At 70.7% G+C, this 19,280-nt stretch carries 18 protein-coding genes and 1 tRNA gene; 4 read left to right on the forward strand and 15 right to left on the reverse strand.

The features are described 5' to 3' along the window. Positions 1–40: 40 nt before the first annotated feature. Positions 41–2,152 carry a glycosyltransferase gene (locus tag ACYVAK_RS02640; protein WP_461058614.1) on the forward strand — a complete coding sequence of 704 codons (2,112 nt, stop codon included), beginning with the start codon at positions 41–43 and terminating at the stop codon, positions 2,150–2,152. On the opposite strand, the gene ACYVAK_RS02645 is transcribed toward ACYVAK_RS02640, so the two are convergent. Both ACYVAK_RS02645 and ACYVAK_RS02650 read right to left on the reverse strand, forming a co-directional pair. Next, entirely contained in the window at positions 2,149–3,048 is a 900-nt protein-coding gene (locus tag ACYVAK_RS02645) for a hypothetical protein (RefSeq protein WP_461057702.1), read from the reverse strand. The genes ACYVAK_RS02640 and ACYVAK_RS02645 overlap by 4 nt on opposite strands. Next, positions 3,048–5,186 carry a RelA/SpoT family protein gene (locus ACYVAK_RS02650; protein ID WP_461058616.1) on the reverse strand — a complete coding sequence of 713 codons (2,139 nt, stop codon included), beginning with the start codon at positions 5,184–5,186 and terminating at the stop codon, positions 3,048–3,050. Before ACYVAK_RS02650 ends, ACYVAK_RS02645 begins: the two co-directional genes overlap by 1 nt. Positions 5,187–5,309: 123 nt before the next feature. Between ACYVAK_RS02650 and ACYVAK_RS02655 the strand changes: the two genes are divergently transcribed. Beyond that, positions 5,310–5,783, forward strand: coding sequence for a hypothetical protein (locus ACYVAK_RS02655; RefSeq protein WP_461057704.1), 474 nt, complete (start codon positions 5,310–5,312; stop codon positions 5,781–5,783). Positions 5,784–5,786: 3 nt separating this feature from the next. Here the strand turns inward: ACYVAK_RS02655 and hrpA are convergent, their stop codons facing one another. After that, on the reverse strand, positions 5,787–9,710 hold the full coding sequence (hrpA, locus tag ACYVAK_RS02660; protein WP_461057706.1) for an ATP-dependent RNA helicase HrpA: 3,924 nt from the start codon (positions 9,708–9,710) through the stop codon (positions 5,787–5,789). 62 nt (positions 9,711–9,772) lie between these two features. Here hrpA and ACYVAK_RS02665 point away from each other — a divergent pair, with 62 nt between their 5' ends. Further along, the gene (locus ACYVAK_RS02665; protein WP_461057708.1) at positions 9,773–10,240 is read left to right on the forward strand and encodes a Dps family protein; all 468 of its coding nucleotides are present in this window, start codon (positions 9,773–9,775) and stop codon (positions 10,238–10,240) included. Between the two features lie 11 nt (positions 10,241–10,251). On the opposite strand, the gene ACYVAK_RS02670 is transcribed toward ACYVAK_RS02665, so the two are convergent. The 11 genes from ACYVAK_RS02670 to ruvB all read right to left on the reverse strand — a co-directional run bounded on the left by ACYVAK_RS02670 (position 10,252) and on the right by ruvB (position 18,359). Next, positions 10,252–10,327, reverse strand: a tRNA-Lys gene (locus ACYVAK_RS02670). A gap of 85 nt (positions 10,328–10,412) precedes the next feature. Beyond that, positions 10,413–11,132 carry a 7-cyano-7-deazaguanine synthase QueC gene (queC, locus tag ACYVAK_RS02675; RefSeq protein WP_461057710.1) on the reverse strand — a complete coding sequence of 240 codons (720 nt, stop codon included), beginning with the start codon at positions 11,130–11,132 and terminating at the stop codon, positions 10,413–10,415. 25 nt (positions 11,133–11,157) lie between these two features. After that, positions 11,158–11,862 carry a 7-carboxy-7-deazaguanine synthase QueE gene (gene queE, locus ACYVAK_RS02680; RefSeq protein ID WP_461057712.1) on the reverse strand — a complete coding sequence of 235 codons (705 nt, stop codon included), beginning with the start codon at positions 11,860–11,862 and terminating at the stop codon, positions 11,158–11,160. A 7-nt stretch (positions 11,863–11,869) separates the two neighbouring features. Then, positions 11,870–12,727 carry a tol-pal system protein YbgF gene (gene ybgF, locus ACYVAK_RS02685; RefSeq protein ID WP_461057714.1) on the reverse strand — a complete coding sequence of 286 codons (858 nt, stop codon included), beginning with the start codon at positions 12,725–12,727 and terminating at the stop codon, positions 11,870–11,872. Positions 12,728–12,739: 12 nt separating this feature from the next. Further along, positions 12,740–13,246: a peptidoglycan-associated lipoprotein Pal gene (pal, locus tag ACYVAK_RS02690; protein ID WP_461057716.1), complete on the reverse strand. Its 507-nt coding sequence runs from the start codon at positions 13,244–13,246 to the stop codon at positions 12,740–12,742. Between the two features lie 68 nt (positions 13,247–13,314). Next, complete coding sequence (gene tolB / locus ACYVAK_RS02695) at positions 13,315–14,631, reverse strand: Tol-Pal system beta propeller repeat protein TolB (RefSeq protein ID WP_461057718.1); 1,317 nt, start codon at positions 14,629–14,631, stop codon at positions 13,315–13,317. Between the two features lie 75 nt (positions 14,632–14,706). Then, positions 14,707–15,660, reverse strand: a complete 954-nt coding sequence (locus ACYVAK_RS02700) for a cell envelope integrity TolA family protein (RefSeq protein WP_461057720.1) — start codon at positions 15,658–15,660, stop codon at positions 14,707–14,709. Next, positions 15,660–16,097, reverse strand: coding sequence for a protein TolR (gene tolR, locus ACYVAK_RS02705; protein ID WP_461057722.1), 438 nt, complete (start codon positions 16,095–16,097; stop codon positions 15,660–15,662). The genes ACYVAK_RS02700 and tolR overlap by 1 nt, the downstream gene beginning before the upstream one ends. Positions 16,098–16,130: 33 nt before the next feature. Further along, entirely contained in the window at positions 16,131–16,910 is a 780-nt protein-coding gene (gene tolQ / locus ACYVAK_RS02710) for a protein TolQ (protein WP_461057724.1), read from the reverse strand. Continuing rightward, positions 16,904–17,332, reverse strand: a complete 429-nt coding sequence (gene ybgC, locus ACYVAK_RS02715) for a tol-pal system-associated acyl-CoA thioesterase (protein WP_461057726.1) — start codon at positions 17,330–17,332, stop codon at positions 16,904–16,906. The genes tolQ and ybgC overlap by 7 nt, the downstream gene beginning before the upstream one ends. Further along, complete coding sequence (gene ruvB / locus ACYVAK_RS02720) at positions 17,322–18,359, reverse strand: Holliday junction branch migration DNA helicase RuvB (RefSeq protein WP_461057728.1); 1,038 nt, start codon at positions 18,357–18,359, stop codon at positions 17,322–17,324. Before ruvB ends, ybgC begins: the two co-directional genes overlap by 11 nt. Here ruvB and ACYVAK_RS02725 point away from each other — a divergent pair. After that, on the forward strand, positions 18,346–18,663 hold the full coding sequence (locus ACYVAK_RS02725) for a hypothetical protein (protein ID WP_461057730.1): 318 nt from the start codon (positions 18,346–18,348) through the stop codon (positions 18,661–18,663). The genes ruvB and ACYVAK_RS02725 overlap by 14 nt on opposite strands. Position 18,664: 1 nt before the next feature. Here ACYVAK_RS02725 and ruvA read toward each other — a convergent pair whose 3' ends face one another. After that, on the reverse strand, positions 18,665–19,261 hold the full coding sequence (gene ruvA / locus ACYVAK_RS02730; RefSeq protein WP_461057732.1) for a Holliday junction branch migration protein RuvA: 597 nt from the start codon (positions 19,259–19,261) through the stop codon (positions 18,665–18,667). Between the last annotated feature and the right edge of the window lie 19 nt (positions 19,262–19,280).

Here is a 19,280-nt window from a genome sequence, read left to right on the forward strand (position 1 = left end):
GGCGCAACGCGTGCTGGACCACCCGTGGGTCCGCTGGCCGATGCGCGCGCGGGAGCGCGCCGGCGATGCCGTCGCGGCCTTCCGCTACCGCTTCCGCCGCGGCGTCGACCTCGCCCAACGCGGGTTCCGCAGCCTGCGGACGCGCGGGTGGGCAGCGACCTGGGCGGCGATCCAGCGCCGATTCTCGCCGCGCCCGGGCGTCGACCTGCCCGCTCCCGCCAGCGATACCGCGCCGCTGGCCTTCGCCGGGGCCACCGTCGTACGCGCCAGCATCGTGATCCCGGTCTACGGCAAGCTCGCCTACACGCTGGCCTGCCTGCGCAGCCTGGTGCAAACACGGCTCCCCGACGATGTCGAAGTCATCGTCGTCGACGACGCGTCGCCAGACGACACCGGCGCGGTCCTGCCGGCGATTCCCGGCTTGCGCTACCACCGCAATGCCCGAAACCTCGGCTTCGTCGGCAGCTGCAACGCCGGCGCGGCGATGGCCCGCGGCGCCCACTTGGTCTTCCTGAACAACGACACCACGCTGACGCCGGGCTGGCTCGACGCGCTGCTGCGGACGTTCCACAGCCACCCCGACACCGGCCTCGCCGGTGCGCAGCTGGTCTACCCGGATGGCCGACTGCAGGAGTCCGGCGGCATCGTCTTCTCGGACGGCTCAGGCTGGAACTTCGGCCGTTTCGAGGACCCGAAGCACCCTGCCTACACCTTCGTCCGCGAGGCCGACTACTGCTCCGGCGCGGCGATCGCCCTGCCGCGGGCCCTGTTCGAAAGACTCGGGGGCTTCGACGAGCGTTATGCGCCGGCGTACTACGAAGACACGGACCTCGCCATGAAGGTTCGCGAGGCCGGGTTGAAGGTGCGCGTGCAACCCGCGTCCGTGGTCGTGCACCACGAGGGCATCACCGCCGGCACCGATACGGGCAGCGGCGTCAAGGCCTACCAGGTTCGCAACCAGCAGCGCTTCCTTGAACGCTGGCGTGACGTGCTGGCGCGGCGCCATCCGGCACCGTCGCAAGCCGCGCACTACGCGGCCCAGCATCGCGCGCGCGCGCGCGTCCTCGTCATCGACGCCACCACGCCCATGCCCGACCGCGACTCCGGCTCGGTGCGCCTGTTCGAGCTTCTGCGCTTGCTGGTGGACGAAGGCTGCGCCGTGACCTTCTTCCCGGAAAACGGCCTGGACGACGGGCGCTACACGCAGGCACTGCGCGACATCGGCGTCGAGGCATGGACGCAGCCTTGGCTGGGTGCCATCCCGGATTGGCTCTCGAAACACGGTGCACGCTTCCAGCTCGTCATCGTCAGCCGCCACTACGTCCTCTCGCCGTTGCTGCCATTGCTGCGCCGCCATGCGCCCCAAGCCCGGATCGTCTTCGATACCGTCGACCTCCACCACCTCCGCGAGCAGCGCGAAGCGGAGGAACGCGGCGACGACGCCCTGATGCGCGCGGCGGCGCGCACCCGCGCCGAGGAACTCGCGCTGATCGGCAGCGTCGACCGCACCTGGGTGGTCAGCACGGTGGAGAAGGCCCTGCTGGCCGAAAGCGCCCCCGGCGCGGCCATCGACGTGGTGTCGAACATCCACCGCGTGCGCGGCGCGGGGCCGCCCATGGCCGCGCGAAGCGGCCTGCTCTTCGTCGGCGGCTTCCGCCACCCGCCGAACGTCGACGCCGCCCTGTGGCTCGCCAACGACATCCTGCCGAGGATCCGCGAGCATCGTCCGGACATCACGCTCTCGCTCGTCGGCAGCGAGGCGCCCCCGGCCGTCCTCGCCTTGGGCGAGCGCCCGGGGATCACCGTCCACGGCCACGTGCCCGACCTCGAACCGCTGATCGACGCCCATCGCTTCTCGGTGGCGCCCCTGCGCTACGGCGCCGGAGTGAAGGGCAAGGTCAACCAGGCCCTGGCCCACGGCCTGCCCGTGGTGGCGACACGCTGCGCCGTGGAGGGCATGGGACTCGTGCATGGCATCGACGCCCTGGTGGCGGACGATGCGGCAGCGCTGGCGGCGACGATCCTCGCCGCCTACGACGACGAGGCGCTGTGGCGGCGACTGGTGGAGGGCGGGCTCGCCAACACCGAGCGCGAGTTCTCGCCGGAACGGGCACGCGCCACCCTGCGCGCCATGTTCAACCAGCTGCGCTAGCGCACCTCGGGGCGCGCCGCCTCCGCGCGCTCCAGACGCTGCGCGAGGGCGACCAGCTCCGGGGCCGCTGGGGCGAGACGCCGCGCTTCAGCCAAGGCCCGACGCGCCTCCTCGAAGGCTCCGCGCCCGATGGCCTCATCCGCGAGACCGCGCCAGCGGACCGCCTCCGCGCTGTCGACCGATGGGGGCGTCGGCACCCACGCCATGATCTCTCCGCGACCGTAGCCGGAGGCGCCCAAGCGGGCCTCGAGCTCGGGCAACTGCAGGTGCGCGGGATCGATGTCGCGTACGCCGGCGACCATGCTCATGGCCACGCTGGCGTCGCCGCGATCGAGCGCGGCGGCGGCCTCGGCGAGGACCGCGGAAAGCAGTCGGCCACGGCCGGCGAGTGCCAGCGCGTTGGCAGGCTCGCGGCGCAGCACCTGGCGGTAGAGGTGCAAGGACACGGCTGGGTCGCTGGACTCGAGGTCGGCGGCGCGCTGGAGTACCGATTCGATGGACGGCTGGGCCCGCGCCAGCAACGAACGCCGCAGAGCCTCGACCCGCTCACCCGGCATGCCGAGACGCGCCGCCCGCTGCAGGGCCTCGTCCGCGCGCTCGGAATCGCCCGTCCCGACCGCGGCCGCGGCTTCCGCAAGCGAGCGCTCGCCCGTCGAGGCGAGCCCGTCGACGACGCGGGGGTGGTCGGGGGCGCGGGCTTGCGCGGCTTCGAAGCGCGATGCGGCCAGGTCGAGATTCCCCGTTGCGAGGGCCGCCTCCGCCTGCGATAGCAGGCCCGCCAGCGCGGCATCGGGAAACACCGCACGACCGATCGGCTCGCGCAGCAGCAGCACGCCGACCAGCAGCGATGCCGCGACGGCCGCAGCGACCGTCCAGCGCGAGGGACGCGCCGCCATCAGCCCACCCGCCGCGCGTCGCGCACGCCCGGGACGGCCGTCAACCTGGCCAGCAGCTTGGAAAGCTGCTCGAAATCGCTGACCTTCAGGGTGAGCTTGAGGTCGGCGAGTCCGCGGCCGTCGTCACTGCGCGAGGCCACGGCGTTGATGTGGATGCCTTCCTGCGCGATCAGCGTGGTGATGTCCTTCAGCAGGGACTTGCGGTCGAGGCCGTGGATCGCGATATCGACCGCATAGGTGCCGCCGGCGCGGCCCCACGAGACCGGCATCGCCCGGTCGGGATCGCGGGCCACCAGGCGCGACAGCGCGACGCAATCGGCGCGATGCACGCTGATGCCGCGGCCCCGCGTCAGGTAACCGGCGATGGCATCGCCCGGCACCGGTTGGCAGCAGCGGGCGAGCTGCATCAGCAGGTTGCCGACGCCATCGACCACGAAACTGTCGCTGCGCGCACCGACCTTGTCACGCGCGGCGGCGGCGGGAATCGGCGGCAGCGCAGGCGCGTCCCTGGGCTGCTGCGCCTCGTGCAAGGCGCGGCTCACCTGCGCCGGACTGACGTCCCCGAGCGACAGCGCCACGAGCAGGTCGTCCTGCGTCGCGATGCGCAGGCGCGGCAACACCGGCGCGAGGTCGGCACCGAGCAGGCCGAGGCGGCGGAGTTCCTTCTCGAGCAATTCCCGGCCTTCGACGAGGTTCTGCGCGCGATCCAGCTTGTGGAACCAGGCGCGCACCTTGTCGCGGGCGCGGCCGGTGACGAGGAAACCGCTGGCCGGCTGCAGCCAGTCGCGGCGCGGCGCGCTCGCCTTGGCCGTCAGGATCTCGACCATGTCGCCGGTGGCCGGCTTCGAATCCAGCGTGACGATGCGGCCGTTGATCTTCGCACCGCGGCAGCGGTGGCCCACCTCGGTATGCACCGCATAGGCGAAGTCGAGCACCGTCGCGCCGCGCGGCAGGTCGACGACCTTGCCCTGTGGCGTCAGGACGTAGACACGATCCTCGACGAGGTCGGCCTTCAACCCTTCCTGCAGCTTCTGCTCGTCGCCTTCGCTCGATTCGAGCAGCTGGCGCATCCACGCGATCTTCCGCTCGAAGCTGGCGTCCGCGCCGCCACCTTCCTTGTAGCGCCAGTGCGCGGCGACGCCGAGCTCCGCCTGCTCGTGCATCTCCCGCGTGCGGATCTGCACTTCCAGCGCGCGACCCTCGGGGCCGACCACGGCCGTGTGAAGGCTGCGGTAGCCGTTGGCCTTCGGTCGCGCGATGTAGTCGTCGAACTCCTTGGCGATCGGCGTCCAAAGCTGGTGGACCACGCCGAGCGCCGCATAACAGGCCGCGAGGTCGCCGACCAGCACGCGCACGGCGCGGATGTCGTAGAGCTCGCCGAAGGGCACGTCCTTGCGCTGCATCTTCTTCCAGATGCTGTAGATGTGCTTCGGCCGCCCCGCCACGTCGCCATCGATGCCGGACTCCTGCAGGGCCGCTCGCAACTGCGCCTTGACGTCCTCGATGTACTGCTCGCGCGCACCGCGCTTCTCGTCGAGCAGGCGGGCGATGCGCTGGTAGGTCTCCGGCTGCTGGAAGCGGAACGCGAGGTCCTCGATCTCCCACTTCAGTTGCCAGATCCCGAGGCGGTTCGCCAGCGGCGCGAGGATGTCGGCGGCGAGCCGGGCCAACTCGGTTCGCTCCGCGTCCGGGAGCGACGCCGCGTCGCGAAGACGGGCGAGCTGCAGGGCCAACAGCACCGGCACCACCCGGAGGTCACGGACGATGGCGAGCAGCAGCCGGCGCAACCCTTCGGCATCGGCACGCCCGTCGGTACGGGCATGCAGGGCCCAGACCTGCTCGGCCGCCCTGACGCCCTCGAGCATTGCCGGCAAACGTCCCGGCATCGGTGCGGCCGAGGCCTCGGGGGCCTCCGTCCCAAGGGCGACGAGGGCCGTCGCCCAGACCATCTCGCGGTCGGGCGACAGTGCCGCGAGGACCTCCAGCGACCGGCGGCAGAACATGGCCGCTGCCGACCCCCCGGACGACGCGGAGGCGAGCGCCGGCCATTCGGCCAGGGCGTGCGCGGCATTGGGCGTGGTGGTGGATACAGGCTTCACGATGCCCCGAGGGTAGACTTCCGCGTCGACCTCCCACAACTCGGCCAACCGCATTCCGTCATGCCTCCGGTGGCGTGGCCCCCGCCCTCGGTCGCGGCGGGATTCAAGGACCGGACACCACCGTTGAGTTCGCCATTCCCTTTCCTTCGACAAGGACTCGCCATGCGACATGCCACCCCCCTCCTCGCCCTCGCGCTGCTCACCGCCAGCGGGACGACCGCCGCCCAAGGCTTTTCCAGCGTCGAGGAACGCATGAGTGCGGCCGAGTTCCGCGAAGCCGGACTCGACCAACTGACGGAAGCGCAACTGCAGGCCCTGAATGCGTGGCTGCAACGCGACCGGCGCTGCGTCGCCGCGGACGCCGCCGCGGCGGACAACCGCGGCTTGCGCGCGGAAGCCCTCGATGAGGAGGACGACATCGTGTCGACCCTGCCCGGCACCTTCACCGGCTGGCAGGGCGGCGATGTCTTCACGCTCGCCAACGGCCAGGTGTGGCGTTCGATCGATTCCGGCAGTGCACTGCGCGGCGTGAATCTCACGAATCCGCGCGTCACCATCAGCAAGGGCCTGTTCGGGGCGTGGCGCCTCAAGGTCGAGGGCTACAACGCGTCGGTCAAGGTCGAGCGCGTGGAGTAAACCTCAACGCGACGACAGCGCCTCGAGCTGCTTGGCGAGGCGCTTCGCCGATACGGGGCGCTTCGTGCCCAGCTCCTGGGCGAACAGCGAGACGCGCAGTTCCTCGAGATCCCAGCGCAGGGCCTGCCAGCCGGCCTCCAGCGCGATGCCGCGACGACGGGCCTCGTCCAAGGCCTTGGCGAAGGGCTGCACCTCGAGCATGCGCTGCTGGTCTCGCGAGGGATCACGCAGCGCGCGCTCCGCGCGCAGGGCCAGGGCCTTCAGGTAACGCGGCAGCTCGTTGAAGGCCTCGGGCGGCGTGTCGCGCACGAAGGCCGGATGCACGAGGCCGGCCAACTGCGCCCGCAGGTCATCGAGGTTGGCCTTCGCCCAGCCCATCACCGGCGCCTCCAGCTTCGGGCGGATCTCGGCGTACTGCGTCAGCGCGGCCTCGGCGACCTTCAGGCGCGCCATCGCCTCGCCGAAGAGCTTCTGCTTCACCGCGCCGATGGCCTTGAGGAACGCCTCGCGGTCACGGATCGCGGCCAGCGCCACGCCGCCCTGCCCACCGTCGAGCAGTGCCGCCAAGGCCTTGGCGACGAGGTCGGCGCGCAGCTGTTCGGCGGTGGCGACGGCGGTGTAGACCATCGCGGTCTTCGGGTTCAGCGGCAGCTGCTTGCGAGCGGACTTCACCGTATCGGCGAGGGCGATCTCCGCCAGCCTCACGACCCCGCCTGCGTGCGCCGCCGCCGCGGCCTCGCGGTCGGCCAGCACGCGGAGCGCCACGTCCTCGCCGTCGAGCACCAGCGCCGGGAAGGCCGGCAGGCCGCCGGCCCCGGCGATCTCCACCGGGATCGGCTCCGCCGGGAACTCGCGCAGGCCCTCGCGGGCGAGGCGTTCGCCGGCACGCGCCGCGAAGGCCTTCTCCGCTTCGGCACCGAAGCGCGCCTTCAGTTCATCAAGTGAGCGCGACTGGCCGAGCACACGGAAGCCTCGGCCTTCCGCCTCGCCGACGCGGAGGTTCATGCGCAGATGCGACTCCAGCGCGGCCTCGTCGAAATCGAGCGCCGCCACCTCGACGCCCGTGGCCTTGGCGAGGAAGCGGCCCAGCGCGCCCGGAAGGCTGTCGGCATCGCCGTTCGGGTACGCCAGCGCGAACGCCCGGGCGACGTCCGGCGCCGGCACGAAGTTGCGCCGCAGCGCCTTCGGCAGGCCGCGGATCAGCTCGGTCGCCTTCTCCTCGACGAGTCCGGGCACCAGCCACGAGAGCCGCGCGGCATCGAGGGCGGGCAGCAGGTGCAGGGGCACGTCCAGCGTCACGCCGTCCTCGGCGTGGCCGGGCTCGAAGCGGTAGTGCAACGCCAGTCGCGCATCGCCGAGCGGCAGGAACGTCGGGAAGCGCTCGACGCCGCTGCCCTCCACCGACATCAGGTCGGCCAGCGACCACTCCAGCGCCTTCCTCGCCGCCGGGTCGAGCTTGCCGTACCAGCCCTCGAGCGCCGCGGTGTTGTGCACGTCGGACGGCAAACGGTCGAGGTACCAGCGCACCTGCCAGTCCTCGTCGACGACGAGCCCGGCGCGGCGCTGCTTGGCTTCCTCTTCCTGCGCGCGCTCCAGTGTCGCGAGATTGCGCTTCACCAGCGGGATGCGGGTGTCGATCTCGCCGGTCACCAGCGCCTGGCGCACGAAGATCTCGCGCGCCTCGTCGGGGTAGAGCCCGCCGTAGTGCACCGGTTTCTTCGGCAGCAGCACGAGGCCGAACAGGCCGATCTGCTCGGAGCCCTGCACGCGGCCCTGCCGCCGCGACCAGTGCGGGTCGAAGTGCCGGCGCGAAAGCAGGTGCGGCACGGCGTCGATCACCCACTCCGGCTCGATCTTCGCGGCGGTGATGCCCCACACCTTCGCGGTATCGAGCAGGGTGGCGCACAGCACCCACGGCGGCGGCTTCTGCGCCAGCGTCGAGGCGGGGAACAGCCCGAACTTGCGGCTGCGCGGGGCCTCGTACAGTCCCTTCTCGGAGCGATGCCCGGTCTGCAGCGCCAGGCCGCAGAGGAGTGCCCGATGCAGGTCGGCGTAATCGGCCGGCGCGTCGTTCTGCGCCCAACCCAGGGCCTCGCAATTGAGGATGAGCTGGCGATGCAGCTCGCGCCACTCGCGAAGGCGCAGGTAGTTGAGGAAGCGCGAGCTGCACCAGTCGCGCAGCTTCGATTGCGACAGGTCCTCGTGCGCGGCGCGGTAGGCGTCCCAGAGCTTGAGGATGCTGACGAACTCCGAACGCTCGTCGGCGAAGGCGGCATGCGCGCGGTCGGCGGCCTCGCGGGCCTCCTGCGGACGCTCGCGCGGGTCCTGCAGGCCGAGGAAGCTGGCGATGACGATCATCTCCCGCAGCGCCCCGCGCTCCTTCGCGGCGATCAGCATGCGGGCCAGCTTCACGTCGACGGCGAAGGCCGCCATCTGTTTGCCGACCGGCGTCAGCTGGCGGTGCTTGTCGACGGCGCCGAGCTCGGTGAGCTGCTGCCAGCCGTCGGCCACGGCGCGCGAATCCGGCGCATCGATGAAGGGGAAGTCCTCCACGCGGCCGAGACCCAGCGACAGCATCCGCAGGATCACCCCGGCCAGCGAGGAGCGCAGCAGCTCCGGGTCGGTGTAGCGCGGACGGCTGTTGAAGTCGGGCTCGCTGAAGAGCCGATAGCAGATGCCCGACGACACGCGCCCACAGCGGCCTTTCCGCTGGTCGGCGCTGGCCTGCGCGATGTCCTCGATGTGCAGGCGGTCCAGCTTCATGCGCGGGCTGTAGCGCTTCACGCGCGCGGTGCCCGGGTCGACCACGTAGCGGATGCGCGGCACCGTCAGCGAGGTCTCGGCCACGTTCGTGGCCAGCACGATCCGCCGCTTCGGCCCCGGGTTGAACACGCGGTCCTGGTCCTTGGCCGAGAGCCGCGCGTAGAGCGGCAGCACCTCGGTCTCGCGGTACTTGCGGCGCTCCAGCACGTGGTGCACCTCGCGGATCTCGCGCTCGCCCGGCAGGAACACCAGCACGTCGCCCCGGGCGTCCTCGCGGGTGATTTCGTCGCAGGCCGCCAGCAGGCCCTCGTACAGCGACTTCTCGGCGTCCGGCTTCGAGGCGACGTCGGCGTTCGTGTCCTCCAGCGGTCGGTAGCGCACTTCCACCGGGTAGCTGCGACCCTCGACGCTGATCACCGGCGCGCCGTCGAAGTGCTTGGCGAACCGCTCGGTGTCGATGGTCGCCGAGGTGACGATCAGCTTCAGGTCGCGGCGCTTGCGCAGCAGGCCCTTCAGGTAACCGAGCAGGAAGTCGATGTTCAGCGAGCGCTCGTGCGCCTCGTCGACGATGATCGTGTCGTAGGCCGAGAGGTAGCGGTCCTTCTGGATCTCGGCCAGCAGGATGCCGTCGGTCATGAACTTGACCAGCGTGTCCTCGCCCACCTGCTCGGTGAAGCGCACCTGCCAGCCGACCTCCTTGCCCAGCGGCACCTGCAGCTCCTCGGCGACGCGCTTGGCCACCGCGCGCGCGGCGATGCGGCGCGGCTGCGTGCAGCCGATCAGGCCGGCGGCGCCACGCCCCGCCGCGAGGCAGAGCTTCGGCAGCTGGGTGGTCTTGCCCGAGCCGGTCTCACCGGCGATCACCACGACCTGATGTCGCCGGATCAATTCAACGATCGCATCGGCCTCGCGGCCGATCGGCAGCTCGGTGTCGATGCGCGGCTCGGGAAGGCGCGCTTCCCGGGCGGCGAAGGCCTCGCGCGAGCGGGCCAGGGCCTGTTCCAGCGCCTGCTGCGCCGCCGCCTTCGCCTCGCCTTTCGCCTCGGCCAGGCGCTTCTGCAGGCGCAGCAGCGCGCCGCGGTCCCTGGCGAGGACGCGGTCCAGCGGGTCGGGGCGCGCGGCGCGGGGCGCGGGCGCGGCAGGGGTTTCGGCGGGCTCGCGCATGGGGGGCGAAGTTTACCGGCAAGGGCGCTACCCTCGTGGAATCGACCCGTGAGGAGACCGCCATGAAAGTCGACAACGGCATCGCCGCCAAGGACCGCAAGAAGCTCGCCGAGGGCCTTTCGGCCCTGCTGGCCGACACATACACGCTTTACCTGAAGACCCACAGCTTCCACTGGAACGTGACCGGGCCGATGTTCAACAGCCTGCATGCCATGTTCATGACCCAGTACACGGAGCTGTGGACCTCGCTGGACGAGATCGCCGAGCGCATCCGCGCCTTGGACCACTTCGCGCCGGGGTCCGGCGCCCAGTTCGCCAAGCTGGCCAGCGTGCACGAAGAAACCGGCGTCCCGGACTGGCGCGGCATGGTCGCGCAACTGGTCGAAGGCCACGACACCTGCGCCCGCACCGCCCGCAAGGTCTTCAAGGTGGCCGAGGCGGCGAACGACCAGCCCACCGCCGACCTGCTCACGGTGCGCTTGAACGCACACGAGAAGGCCGCGTGGATGCTCCGCGCACTGTTGAAGTGAGATTGGGGAAGTGGTGGGCCGTGATGGATTCGAACCATCGACCAACTAGTTAAAAGCCAGCTGCTCTACCGACTGAGCTAACGGCCCACCGTAACCGGGCCCGTCATCGCGACGGGGCGCGAAGTCTACCGCAAGCCCGGGCACTTGGCAGTGTCCGGATGCCGTCAACCATTCAGCGCGGCTGGTAGCGCGTCGTGTCCGGCGCCCCCGCCTTCACGAAACCCTCCGCCCGCAAGCGGCAGGCGTCGCAGCGGCCGCAGGCGCGGCCCTCCGCGTCGGCCTGGTAACAGCTCACGGTCTGGGCGAAATCGACGCCGAGGCGCAGGCCCTCCGCGACGATATCGGCCTTGGACATCGCGATCAGCGGCGCGTGCACGCGCAGGCCGCCTTCCTCGACGCCAGCCTTGGTGGCCAGGTTGGCGAGGCGCTCGAAGGCGGCGATGAACTCGGGGCGGCAATCCGGGTAGCCGGAGTAATCCACGGCATTCACGCCGCAGAACAGGTCGCGGGCACCGAGGACTTCGGCCCAACCGAGGGCGACGGACAGCATGATGGTGTTGCGCGCCGGCACGTAGGTGACCGGGATGCCCTCGCTGGGCGCTTCCGGCACGTCGATGTCGGCGGTCAGGGCGGAGCCGCCGATGCTGCGCAGGTCGACCTCGACCACCTTGTGCACCACGGCGCCAAGGCTCGCGGCGTTGCGCGCCGCGGCGTCGAGCTCCGCCGAGTGGCGCTGGCCGTAGCGCACGGACAGCGCATAGGTCTCGAAGCCGCGGGCGCGGGCGATCGCCAGCACCACGGCCGAGTCCATGCCACCGGACACCAGCACCACGGCGCGCCGGCCAATGCCGTCCTTCGCCCCACCGTCCGTCGTCGTGTCGTTCGTCGTCATCGCGTCCCTCATCCTCGTCGCGGGCTCAGCGCCCGGGCTCGTCGCCCCAGAGCTGCTTGTGCAACTGCAACTGGAAGCGCACCGGCAGCCGGTCCGCCACGATCCAATCGGCCAACTCGCGCGGCGCCAGCTGTTCGAAGCTCGGCGAGAACAGCACCTCGCAGCGTTCGGCGAGGCCATGCTCCGACACCACCGCCTTCGCCCAGTCGTAGTCGGCACGGCTGCAGAGCACGAACTTCACCTGGTCCTTGGCCTCCATCAAGGGCAAGTTCGCCCAGCGGTTGCGCTTTGCCTCGCCGGAATCCGGCGTCTTCAGGTCGAGCACGATCGACACCCGCGGATCGACCTCCGACACGTCCAGCGCGCCCGAGGTTTCGAGCGAGACGGCGAAGCCGGCGTCGCAGAGCGCCTTCAGCAGGAGCAGGCAGCGCTTCTGGGCCAGCGGCTCGCCGCCGGTCACGCAGACATGGCGCACGCCAAGCGCGCGGGCGTCGTCGACCAGATCGGGAATCGAGCGCCACTCGCCGCCGTGGAAGGCATAGGCGCTGTCGCAGTAGGTGCAGCGCAGCGGGCAGCCGGTCAGGCGGATGAACACCGTCGGCCAGCCGACCGAGCGCGACTCGCCCTGCAGGGAGAGGAAGACCTCGGTGATCTTGAGGCGTTCGGCCTGGACGATCTCGGAGGGCCGCTCGCGATCGCCTGGCTGCTCGCGCAGGCGCGGAGCGCTCATCGGGGCCTCAGCCGGCGTCCAGCGCCAACGAGCGCAGGCGGCTCTGGGCGAGGCGCGCGGCGTCGCTGCCGGGGTAACGCGTGATGACATCACGCAGGGTGGCCTCCCCCTGCGGCGCGCGGCCGAGCTCGAACTGGCAGTAGCCGAGCTTGAGCAGGGCGTCGGGCGCCTTGGCGGAGTCCGGGAAGGCCTGCAGCAGGCTTTCGAACGCGGTCAGCGCGACGTCGTAGTTCTGCGTGACGTAATAGCTCTCGCCCAACCAGTACCAGGCGTTCGGCGCGAGCGTTCCCGCCGGGTAGGTCTCGAGGTAGGCCTGGAAACGACGCGACGCTTCCGCGTACTCGCCGTCGCGCAAGGCCTGGAAGGCGCTGTCGTACATGGGGCGCTCGCCGGCCGGATCGGCGGCCGGAGCCGCCGCGCCGGCAGCGACATCGGCAACGACGCCGCGCGGCGCGGCGGGCGGCGCGCCGGCAGGGGCGACGCTCCCTTGGACGGTGGGCGTTTCAGCGGGAGACGAGGCCACGGCACTGGCGCCCGTCGCAGCGGCCGGTGCGGCGGCCACGGGGGCCGAGCCGCCTTCGAGGCGACCCAGCCGGGAATCGAGGTCGATGTACTGCTCGCGGGCGGCCTGCTTGAGCTGGGCGTTCTCGTTCTGCAGCTGCTCGACGAGCCCGCGCAGCGAGGCGACTTCCTGCTGCAGGGCATTGAGACGGTTCAGCGTCTCGATGTTGGCTTGCGCGTTGTTCTGCGACGCCGCCTGGGCCTCGAGGCGCTCGATGCGCTCGGACAGGCTGGCGCGCTGCGCCGGAACCGCGGTGGCGGCCACGAGGGCCGCCACCACGACTGCGAGCTTCAGGGCACGCAAGACCGGCTCCGCTTAGCGGGCGGTGTAGACGATCTCGACGCGGCGGTTCTTCGCCCACGCCGCTTCCGTCGACGCGGCTTCGACCGGACGCTCTTCGCCGAACGAGACGACCGTCTGCTGGCCAGCCGAACCACCGGCGGCCTGCAGGGCGCCCGAAACGGCGTTGCCGCGGCGCTCGCCGAGGCCCAGGTTGTACTCGCGCGAACCGCGCTCGTCAGCGTGGCCTTCCAGCGTCACGCGCGACTCCGGACGGTCCTGCAGGTACTTCGCATGGCAGGCGAGGATGGCCTGGAACTCCGGCTTGACCGAATCCTGGTCGAAGTCGAAGTACACGGTGCGCTGGCGCAGGCAGGCGTCGGTGTCGAGGTCTTCCGGACCGTACTTGCCGTCGTCGACGACCGCCGGGGCGGCCGGCTGGGCCGGCTGCGTGGCCGGAGCCTCCGGGACGGTCTTCTTGGTGCAGGCGGCGAGGCCGACGGCGATGGCGGCGACCAGCAGGACGCGGGTGGTGTTGTTCATGGATGGAACCTCGTAGTGGAAGATCGGAAAACAGCGGCAGAAAGAAACAGCAAACGGCCCGTCCTTGCTTATCGTTGCCGGTACGGCGACCAGGCGGGCTCCCGGACGTCACCGTCGGTCAAAACCAAACGTTGCCGGACGCGCGCATCGGCCGACACCGCGTACAGCACGCCCCTGCCGCCCTCTTTCGTGGCGTACAGGATCATGCTGGCGTTGGGCGCGAAGCTGGGAGACTCGTCCAGATTGCCCGGCGACAGGGTCTGCCATCGGGGCTGGGCGAGGCTGCGGTCCAGTACCGCGATACGATAAACGTTCCGGTTTCCCTGCGCCATAGCGAATTTTTTACCATCGAAGGACACCGACGCCTTGGCGTTGTAGTCCCCCTCGAAGGTCAGGCGGGCCGGCTCCCCCCCGGTGGCGGGCACCTGATACAGCTGCGGGCGGCCGGCGCGGTCCGACGTGAAGACGAGGCTCTGGCCATCCGGGGTCCATACGGCCTCGGTGTCGATGGAAAAGTGGCGGGTGATCTGGGTCAGACCCTTGGTGGCCAGGTCCATCACGTAGATCTCGGGGTTGCCCGTCCGCGACAGGGTCAGGGCCAGCTTGGTGCCGTCCGGGCTGAAGCTGGGTGCGCCATTGATGCCGCGGAAGCTGGCCACGACCTCGCGGGCGCCGGTGGTCAGTTCCTGGATGTAGATGGTCGAGTTGCCGCGCTCGAAGCTGACGTAGGCCAGCCGACGGCCATCGGGCGACCAGGCCGGCGACAGCAGGGGCTCGCGCGAGCGCACCACCGTCTGCGGATTGAAGCCATCCGCGTCGGCCACCATCAGCGCGTACTGCTGGTTCGGGTAGGTCCCCGTGGCCGTGATGTAGGCGATCCGGGTCCAGAACGCGCCGCGGACGCCGAGGATCTTCTCGTAGATCTGGTCGGAGATCTGGTGGGCGATGTCGCGCATGCCGCGCACCCGCCCGCTCATGGCGAGGCCCAGCAGACGCTCCTGCTTGGCGACGTCATACAGCTCGTACTCGACGCGGTAGCCGCCGTCCGGGGCATCGAGAACCCGACCGACGACGATGAAATCCTGGCGCAGCACGCGCCACGTCGGGAACTGGATCTCACCGCCGCGGATCGGCTTCTCGATGATGTTCGCCTCGGGCAACGTGCGGAACTGGCCCGAGCGGTTGAGGTTCGCGGCGATGACGGCGGCGACGTCGGTGTCCGGCGCGACGTTCGTGCCCAGATAGGGCATCGGCACGATGGCGATCGGCAGCGCGGCGGCGTTGCCGCCCACGATGTCGATCTCCAGCGCCTGGGCGCGGGACTGGAAGGGCAACGCGAAGAACGCGGCGGCGAGCAGGACAAAGGAGGCGAAGGATCGCAGCATGGAGGTTTCCGGGGCCTTGGGCTCGGGGTCGCTGGGGTCGTGCAGGGGTGGGGATGCCGCGCCGGGAGCCACGTTTCAGTCCTGCGGCGCGCGGAACGTGAATACCAGTTCCCGCCTGAACACGGCCTCAAAGCCGGCATAGGGCAAGGGCTGGGCGCGCAGGACGGCCGCCTCGAGCGAACGCTGGCCGATCGGATCGAAGCGGCAGTTGACCTCGACTTCAGCGCTGATGACGTCGCCACCGGGGATCTGGATCACGCGGATGCGGCACGGGGTACCCGGCGGTATGGTCTCCGGGCGGATCCAGTTGCGCTCCACCGCGTTCTGGATGGCGAGGACGTAGGCCGCCTCGAGGCTGGTGTCGACGCCATTGTTGCCGGCCATCGGCGTCGGCGCGCCCTGGCTGGACGATGCGGCAGGCTGCGGCGCGGGCGGCTGGCGGGCGGCGAGGTCCTGCCGCTGCTGCTCGGCCTGCTCCTGCATCCGTGACTGCCGCTCGGCCTGCTCGCGCTGGGTGCGCAGCGCGGCGAGCTGCCGCAGCCGCTCAAGCTGCTGCGCCGACCGACGCTGACGCTCCTCGGCTTCGGCCTGTCGCTCCCGATCGGTCAGGTCGACCTGCTCTTCGCGACGGCGCTCCTCCTGCTCGCGCGGGGCCGGCGGCTCGGGCGAAACCGCATCACGCGAGGCACGATCCTGGTCGCGGGTGTCGGGCACGGCCTGCGGTGTCTGCGGTGCCGGCTGGGGTTCCACGACGGCGTCCTGCGGCGCCGGCTCGGGTTCCGGCTGCGGCGGCGGGGCCGCCTCTTCCTCGACCGGCTCCGGCGCGGCCGGCGGCGGCGTGGCGGCGCTCGGGCGCTCGCGCACCGGCGCGGCCTGCACCAGTTCCACCTCGATGGGCGGCCCGGCGACGGACAGCACCTCCGGGGCCGGCGACCAGAGCCAGGCCAGGAAACCGGTCAGGACAACGAGCAGGTGCAGGCCGACCGCGAGGCCGACCGCGATGCGCGTGTCTTCGGGACGTTCGCGCATCAGCGCTCCGTGGCCCGCGGCTCGCTCATCAGCGCGGCCTTGGAGACGCCGGCGCCCTGCAGCAGCTCCATCGCCTCCATCACCGTCTGGTACTGGAGTTCACGATGCGCGGCGACGAAGACGGGCGTCTGCGGGTTCTGCGCCACGAAAGCGCGGATGCGGTTGCCGAGGTCCTCGCGCGACATCGGGGTGTCGGCGCCGTCGCCGAGCTTCAACGAGTAACTGCCATCGCGGGCGATCGAGACGACCACCGGGTCCTGCGCCTGTTCGACCGGGCGGGCATTGGACTGCGGCAGGTTGACCTCGACGCCGAGGTTCATCACCGAGGCGGTGATCATGAAGATGACGAGCAGCACGAGCATCACGTCGATGTACGGGACGACGTTGATCTCGGCCTTGAGCTTGCGCTTCTTGTGGCGGTTGCTGAACGCGGCCATGGGCCCTCCAACGGATCAGGCGGGGGCTGGGGGTCAGGGCTCGTCGCTGCCGCCCTGGCGGGCGAGGATCGAACTGAAGTCCTCCGCGAAGGCCTCGTAGCGCACGGTCAGGCGCTCGACCCGCGACGAGAAGCGGTTGTAGGCCCACACGGCCGGGATGGCGGCGAACAGGCCAAGGGCGGTGGCGATCAGCGCCTCCGAGATGTGGGGAGCGACCTGCGCCATCGTCGCCTGCTTGACGTTCCCCAGCTCGTGAAAGGCGATCATGATTCCCCACACGGTGCCGACGAGGCCGACGTAGGGCGAGGTCGAGCCGATGTTGGCCAGCATCTCGAGGTTGCGCTCGAGCTCGCCGGTTTCGCGGGCCAGCGTGGCGCGCATGGCACGCTGGGCGCCCTCGAGCTGGGCACGGGCATCGGTGCCCCGCTTCTGGCGCAGGCGGGTGAACTCCCTGAACCCGGCTTCGAAGATCGCCTCCAGACCCTCGACGACGCGGTTGCGGTCGGTGGCCGAGCGGTAGAGCTGGTTCAGGTCGGCACCCGACCAGAAGCGGTTCTCGAAGTCGTTCGCCTCGGCGTCGGCGCGCTTGTAGACGCGCTGCTTGCGGAAAATGATCACCCAGCTCAGCACCGAACCGGCCGTCAGGAGCAGCAGCACCAGCTGCACCGGCACGCTGGCCTTGAGGATCAGCGTCAGGTAGTTGATCCCTCCCGACGCGGCGGCTTCCGTCGCGACCTCGGTGGCGGCCGCGGCGGCCTCCGGGGCGAGCGGCGTGGCAGCGGTGGCGGCGGCGAGGAAGGCGGTCGTCAGCATGGGGCACCAGGGGTTGGCATCAGGTCGGCCAGCAGGCCGGCGGGGATTCGGGTGGGACGGAAATCGGCGGCGCGCAGGCAGGCGACATCGACCTCGGCCGTCAACAGGGTGCGCTCGCCGTGCCGGACGGCCTGGACGCAGCTCAGGCCCGCCCCCTTGGCCGACACCGGGGTGACGGTCACGGTGAGCAGGTCGTCGAGCCGCGCCGGGGCCAGGAAGTCGAGCCGCATCGCGCGCACCACCAGCAGCAGTCCACCCTCCCCGCGCAGCGTGGTCTGGTCGTGCCCGGCGGCGCGCAACCATTCGGTGCGCGCCCGCTCGAGGAACCGGACGTAGCTGGCGTGGTAGACGACCCCACCGGCGTCGGTATCTTCCCAATAGACCCTTAAGGTCAGGCTGAACGCGGGCCGATCAGCCGGCATCGGCGTCGAACAGGTCGGGCATGGCGGCGCCGCGCGGCGGCTTCAGGCCCAGCCAGGTCCAGGCCTTCGGGGCCAGCATGCGGCCGCGGGCGGTGCGGACGAGGAAGCCCTGCTGGATCAGGTAGGGCTCGACGACGTCCTCCAGCGTGCCGCGCTCTTCCGACAGCGCGGCGGCCAGCGATTCGACCCCCACCGGGCCGCCCGCAAAGCTCTCGGCGATGGTCTGCAGCAGGCGGCGGTCGAGCTCGTCGAAGCCTTCCGGGTCGACTTTCAGCATCTTCATCGCCGCATCGGCGATCGGCTTGGTGATGACGCCCTCGCCTTTCACCTGCGCGTAGTCGCGCACGCGGCGAAGCAGGCGGTTGGCGATGCGCGGCGTGCCGCGCGAGCGCTTGGCGATCTCGGCTGCGCCCTCGGGGTCGCAGGCGATGCCGAGGATCTGCGCCGAGCGGCGCACGATGCGGGTGAGCTCCTCGGCGGTGTAGAACTCGAGGCGCTGGACGATGCCGAAACGGTCGCGCAGCGGCGCGGTCAGCAGGCCGGCGCGGGTGGTGGCGCCGATCAGGGTGAAGGGCGGCAGGTCGAGCTTGATCGAACGGGCCGCCGGGCCTTCGCCGATCATGATGTCGATCTGGTAGTCCTCCATCGCGGGGTACAGGACCTCCTCGACCATCGGCGAGAGGCGGTGGATCTCGTCGACGAACAGCACGTCGTGCGGCTGCAGGTTGGTCAGCAGGGCAGCGAGGTCGCCGGCCTTCTCGATCACCGGGCCCGAGGTCTGGCGCAGGTTCACGCCCAGCTCGTTGGCGATCACGTGCGAGAGCGTGGTCTTGCCGAGGCCCGGGGGGCCAAAGATCAGCACGTGGTCCAGCGCCTCGCCGCGCTGCTTGGCCGCCTGGATGTAGATCTGCATCTGCTCGCGCACGGCCTCCTGGCCGAGGTACTCGGCGAGCGACTTCGGGCGGATGCTGGCTTCGAGGGCTTCGTCCTCGGCGGTAGCGCCGGGCGAGACGGTGCGGGTGCTCATCGCGCTATCGTGGCACAAGGTCGCGGGCGGCTTCGCGACGGAGGATGTCGACATGGCGGTGTTCCAAGGGGCGTTGTTCCTGCTGATGGGGGTCGGCGTCTGCGGCGTCTGCGTCCAGTCCCTCCGGAGGGGCGGGCTCCCGATGGGGCCGAATGGCCTGCGTGGTCGGCTCGAGGTGCGCCGCGAGGGCAACCCCGTCGGCTACTGGCTGCTCTTCGCCGCGTACACCGGCGGCGGCGGGGCCATGGCGCTCTTCGGCCTGCGCCTGCTGTTCGGTCTCGCCGAGCCGCTGCCGCTGCAGTGACTCAGGTGCGCAGCGAGGCCTTCAGCGCCTTGCGGATCACCGCTTCGGCCGTGTCCCCGGCCTCGAACGCGTCCTTGGCCATCTTCGCGGCTTCCGCCGGCTTGTAGCCCAGCTGCTGCAGGGCGATGACCGCTTCGGACTGCGGGTCGGCCGGGATCGGCTGGCCCTTGGCGATCGGGCCGCCGACGCCGCCCAGCTCCGCCGCACGATCGCGCAGCTCGACGACAATGCGCTCGGCGGTCTTCTTGCCGATGCCCGGAATGCGGGTGAGCGCGGTGACGTCGCTGGTCGAGACGAGCCGCGCGAAATCATCGACGCTGACGCCGGACAGGATGGCCAGCGCGATCTTGGCGCCGATGCCCGTCACCTTCTGCACGTCGCGGAACAGCCGGCGCTCGCGCTCGGTGAGGAAGCCGTACAGCGCGACGCTGTCCTCCTTCACCGCGTAGTGCGTGAACAGCGTGACCTCGCGGCCGAGGTCCGGCAGGTCGTAGAACGTCGACATGGGCGCGTCGAGTTCATAGCCGACGCCGCCCACTTCCACCATGAGCGCGGGCGGGGCTTTGTGGATCAGGGTGCCGCGGAGACGTCCGATCATTCGTGGATGGCTCGTGGAG

It is taken from the genome of Silanimonas algicola (genome assembly GCF_054777375.1).

Bases quoted from the DNA above. Each gene is read 5' to 3' on its own strand.
- ACYVAK_RS02655 (WP_461057704.1), top strand. From the start codon at position 5,310: ATGCGACATGCCACCCCCCTCCTCGCCCTCGCGCTGCTCACCGCCAGC.
- ACYVAK_RS02665 (WP_461057708.1), top strand. From the start codon at position 9,773: ATGAAAGTCGACAACGGCATCGCCGCCAAGGACCGCAAGAAGCTCGCC.
- pal (WP_461057716.1), bottom strand. From the start codon at position 13,246: ATGAACAACACCACCCGCGTCCTGCTGGTCGCCGCCATCGCCGTCGGC.
- ruvA (WP_461057732.1), bottom strand. From the start codon at position 19,261: ATGATCGGACGTCTCCGCGGCACCCTGATCCACAAAGCCCCGCCCGCG.
- tolR (WP_461057722.1), bottom strand. From the start codon at position 16,097: ATGGCCGCGTTCAGCAACCGCCACAAGAAGCGCAAGCTCAAGGCCGAG.
- ybgC (WP_461057726.1), bottom strand. From the start codon at position 17,332: ATGCCGGCTGATCGGCCCGCGTTCAGCCTGACCTTAAGGGTCTATTGG.
- hrpA (WP_461057706.1), bottom strand. From the start codon at position 9,710: ATGCGCGAGCCCGCCGAAACCCCTGCCGCGCCCGCGCCCCGCGCCGCG.
- ruvB (WP_461057728.1), bottom strand. From the start codon at position 18,359: ATGAGCACCCGCACCGTCTCGCCCGGCGCTACCGCCGAGGACGAAGCC.
- queC (WP_461057710.1), bottom strand. From the start codon at position 11,132: ATGACGACGAACGACACGACGACGGACGGTGGGGCGAAGGACGGCATT.
- ACYVAK_RS02700 (WP_461057720.1), bottom strand. From the start codon at position 15,660: ATGCGCGAACGTCCCGAAGACACGCGCATCGCGGTCGGCCTCGCGGTC.
- ACYVAK_RS02640 (WP_461058614.1), top strand. From the start codon at position 41: ATGCGCGCGCGGGAGCGCGCCGGCGATGCCGTCGCGGCCTTCCGCTAC.
- ACYVAK_RS02645 (WP_461057702.1), bottom strand. From the start codon at position 3,048: ATGGCGGCGCGTCCCTCGCGCTGGACGGTCGCTGCGGCCGTCGCGGCA.
- tolB (WP_461057718.1), bottom strand. From the start codon at position 14,631: ATGCTGCGATCCTTCGCCTCCTTTGTCCTGCTCGCCGCCGCGTTCTTC.
- queE (WP_461057712.1), bottom strand. From the start codon at position 11,862: ATGAGCGCTCCGCGCCTGCGCGAGCAGCCAGGCGATCGCGAGCGGCCC.
- tolQ (WP_461057724.1), bottom strand. From the start codon at position 16,910: ATGCTGACGACCGCCTTCCTCGCCGCCGCCACCGCTGCCACGCCGCTC.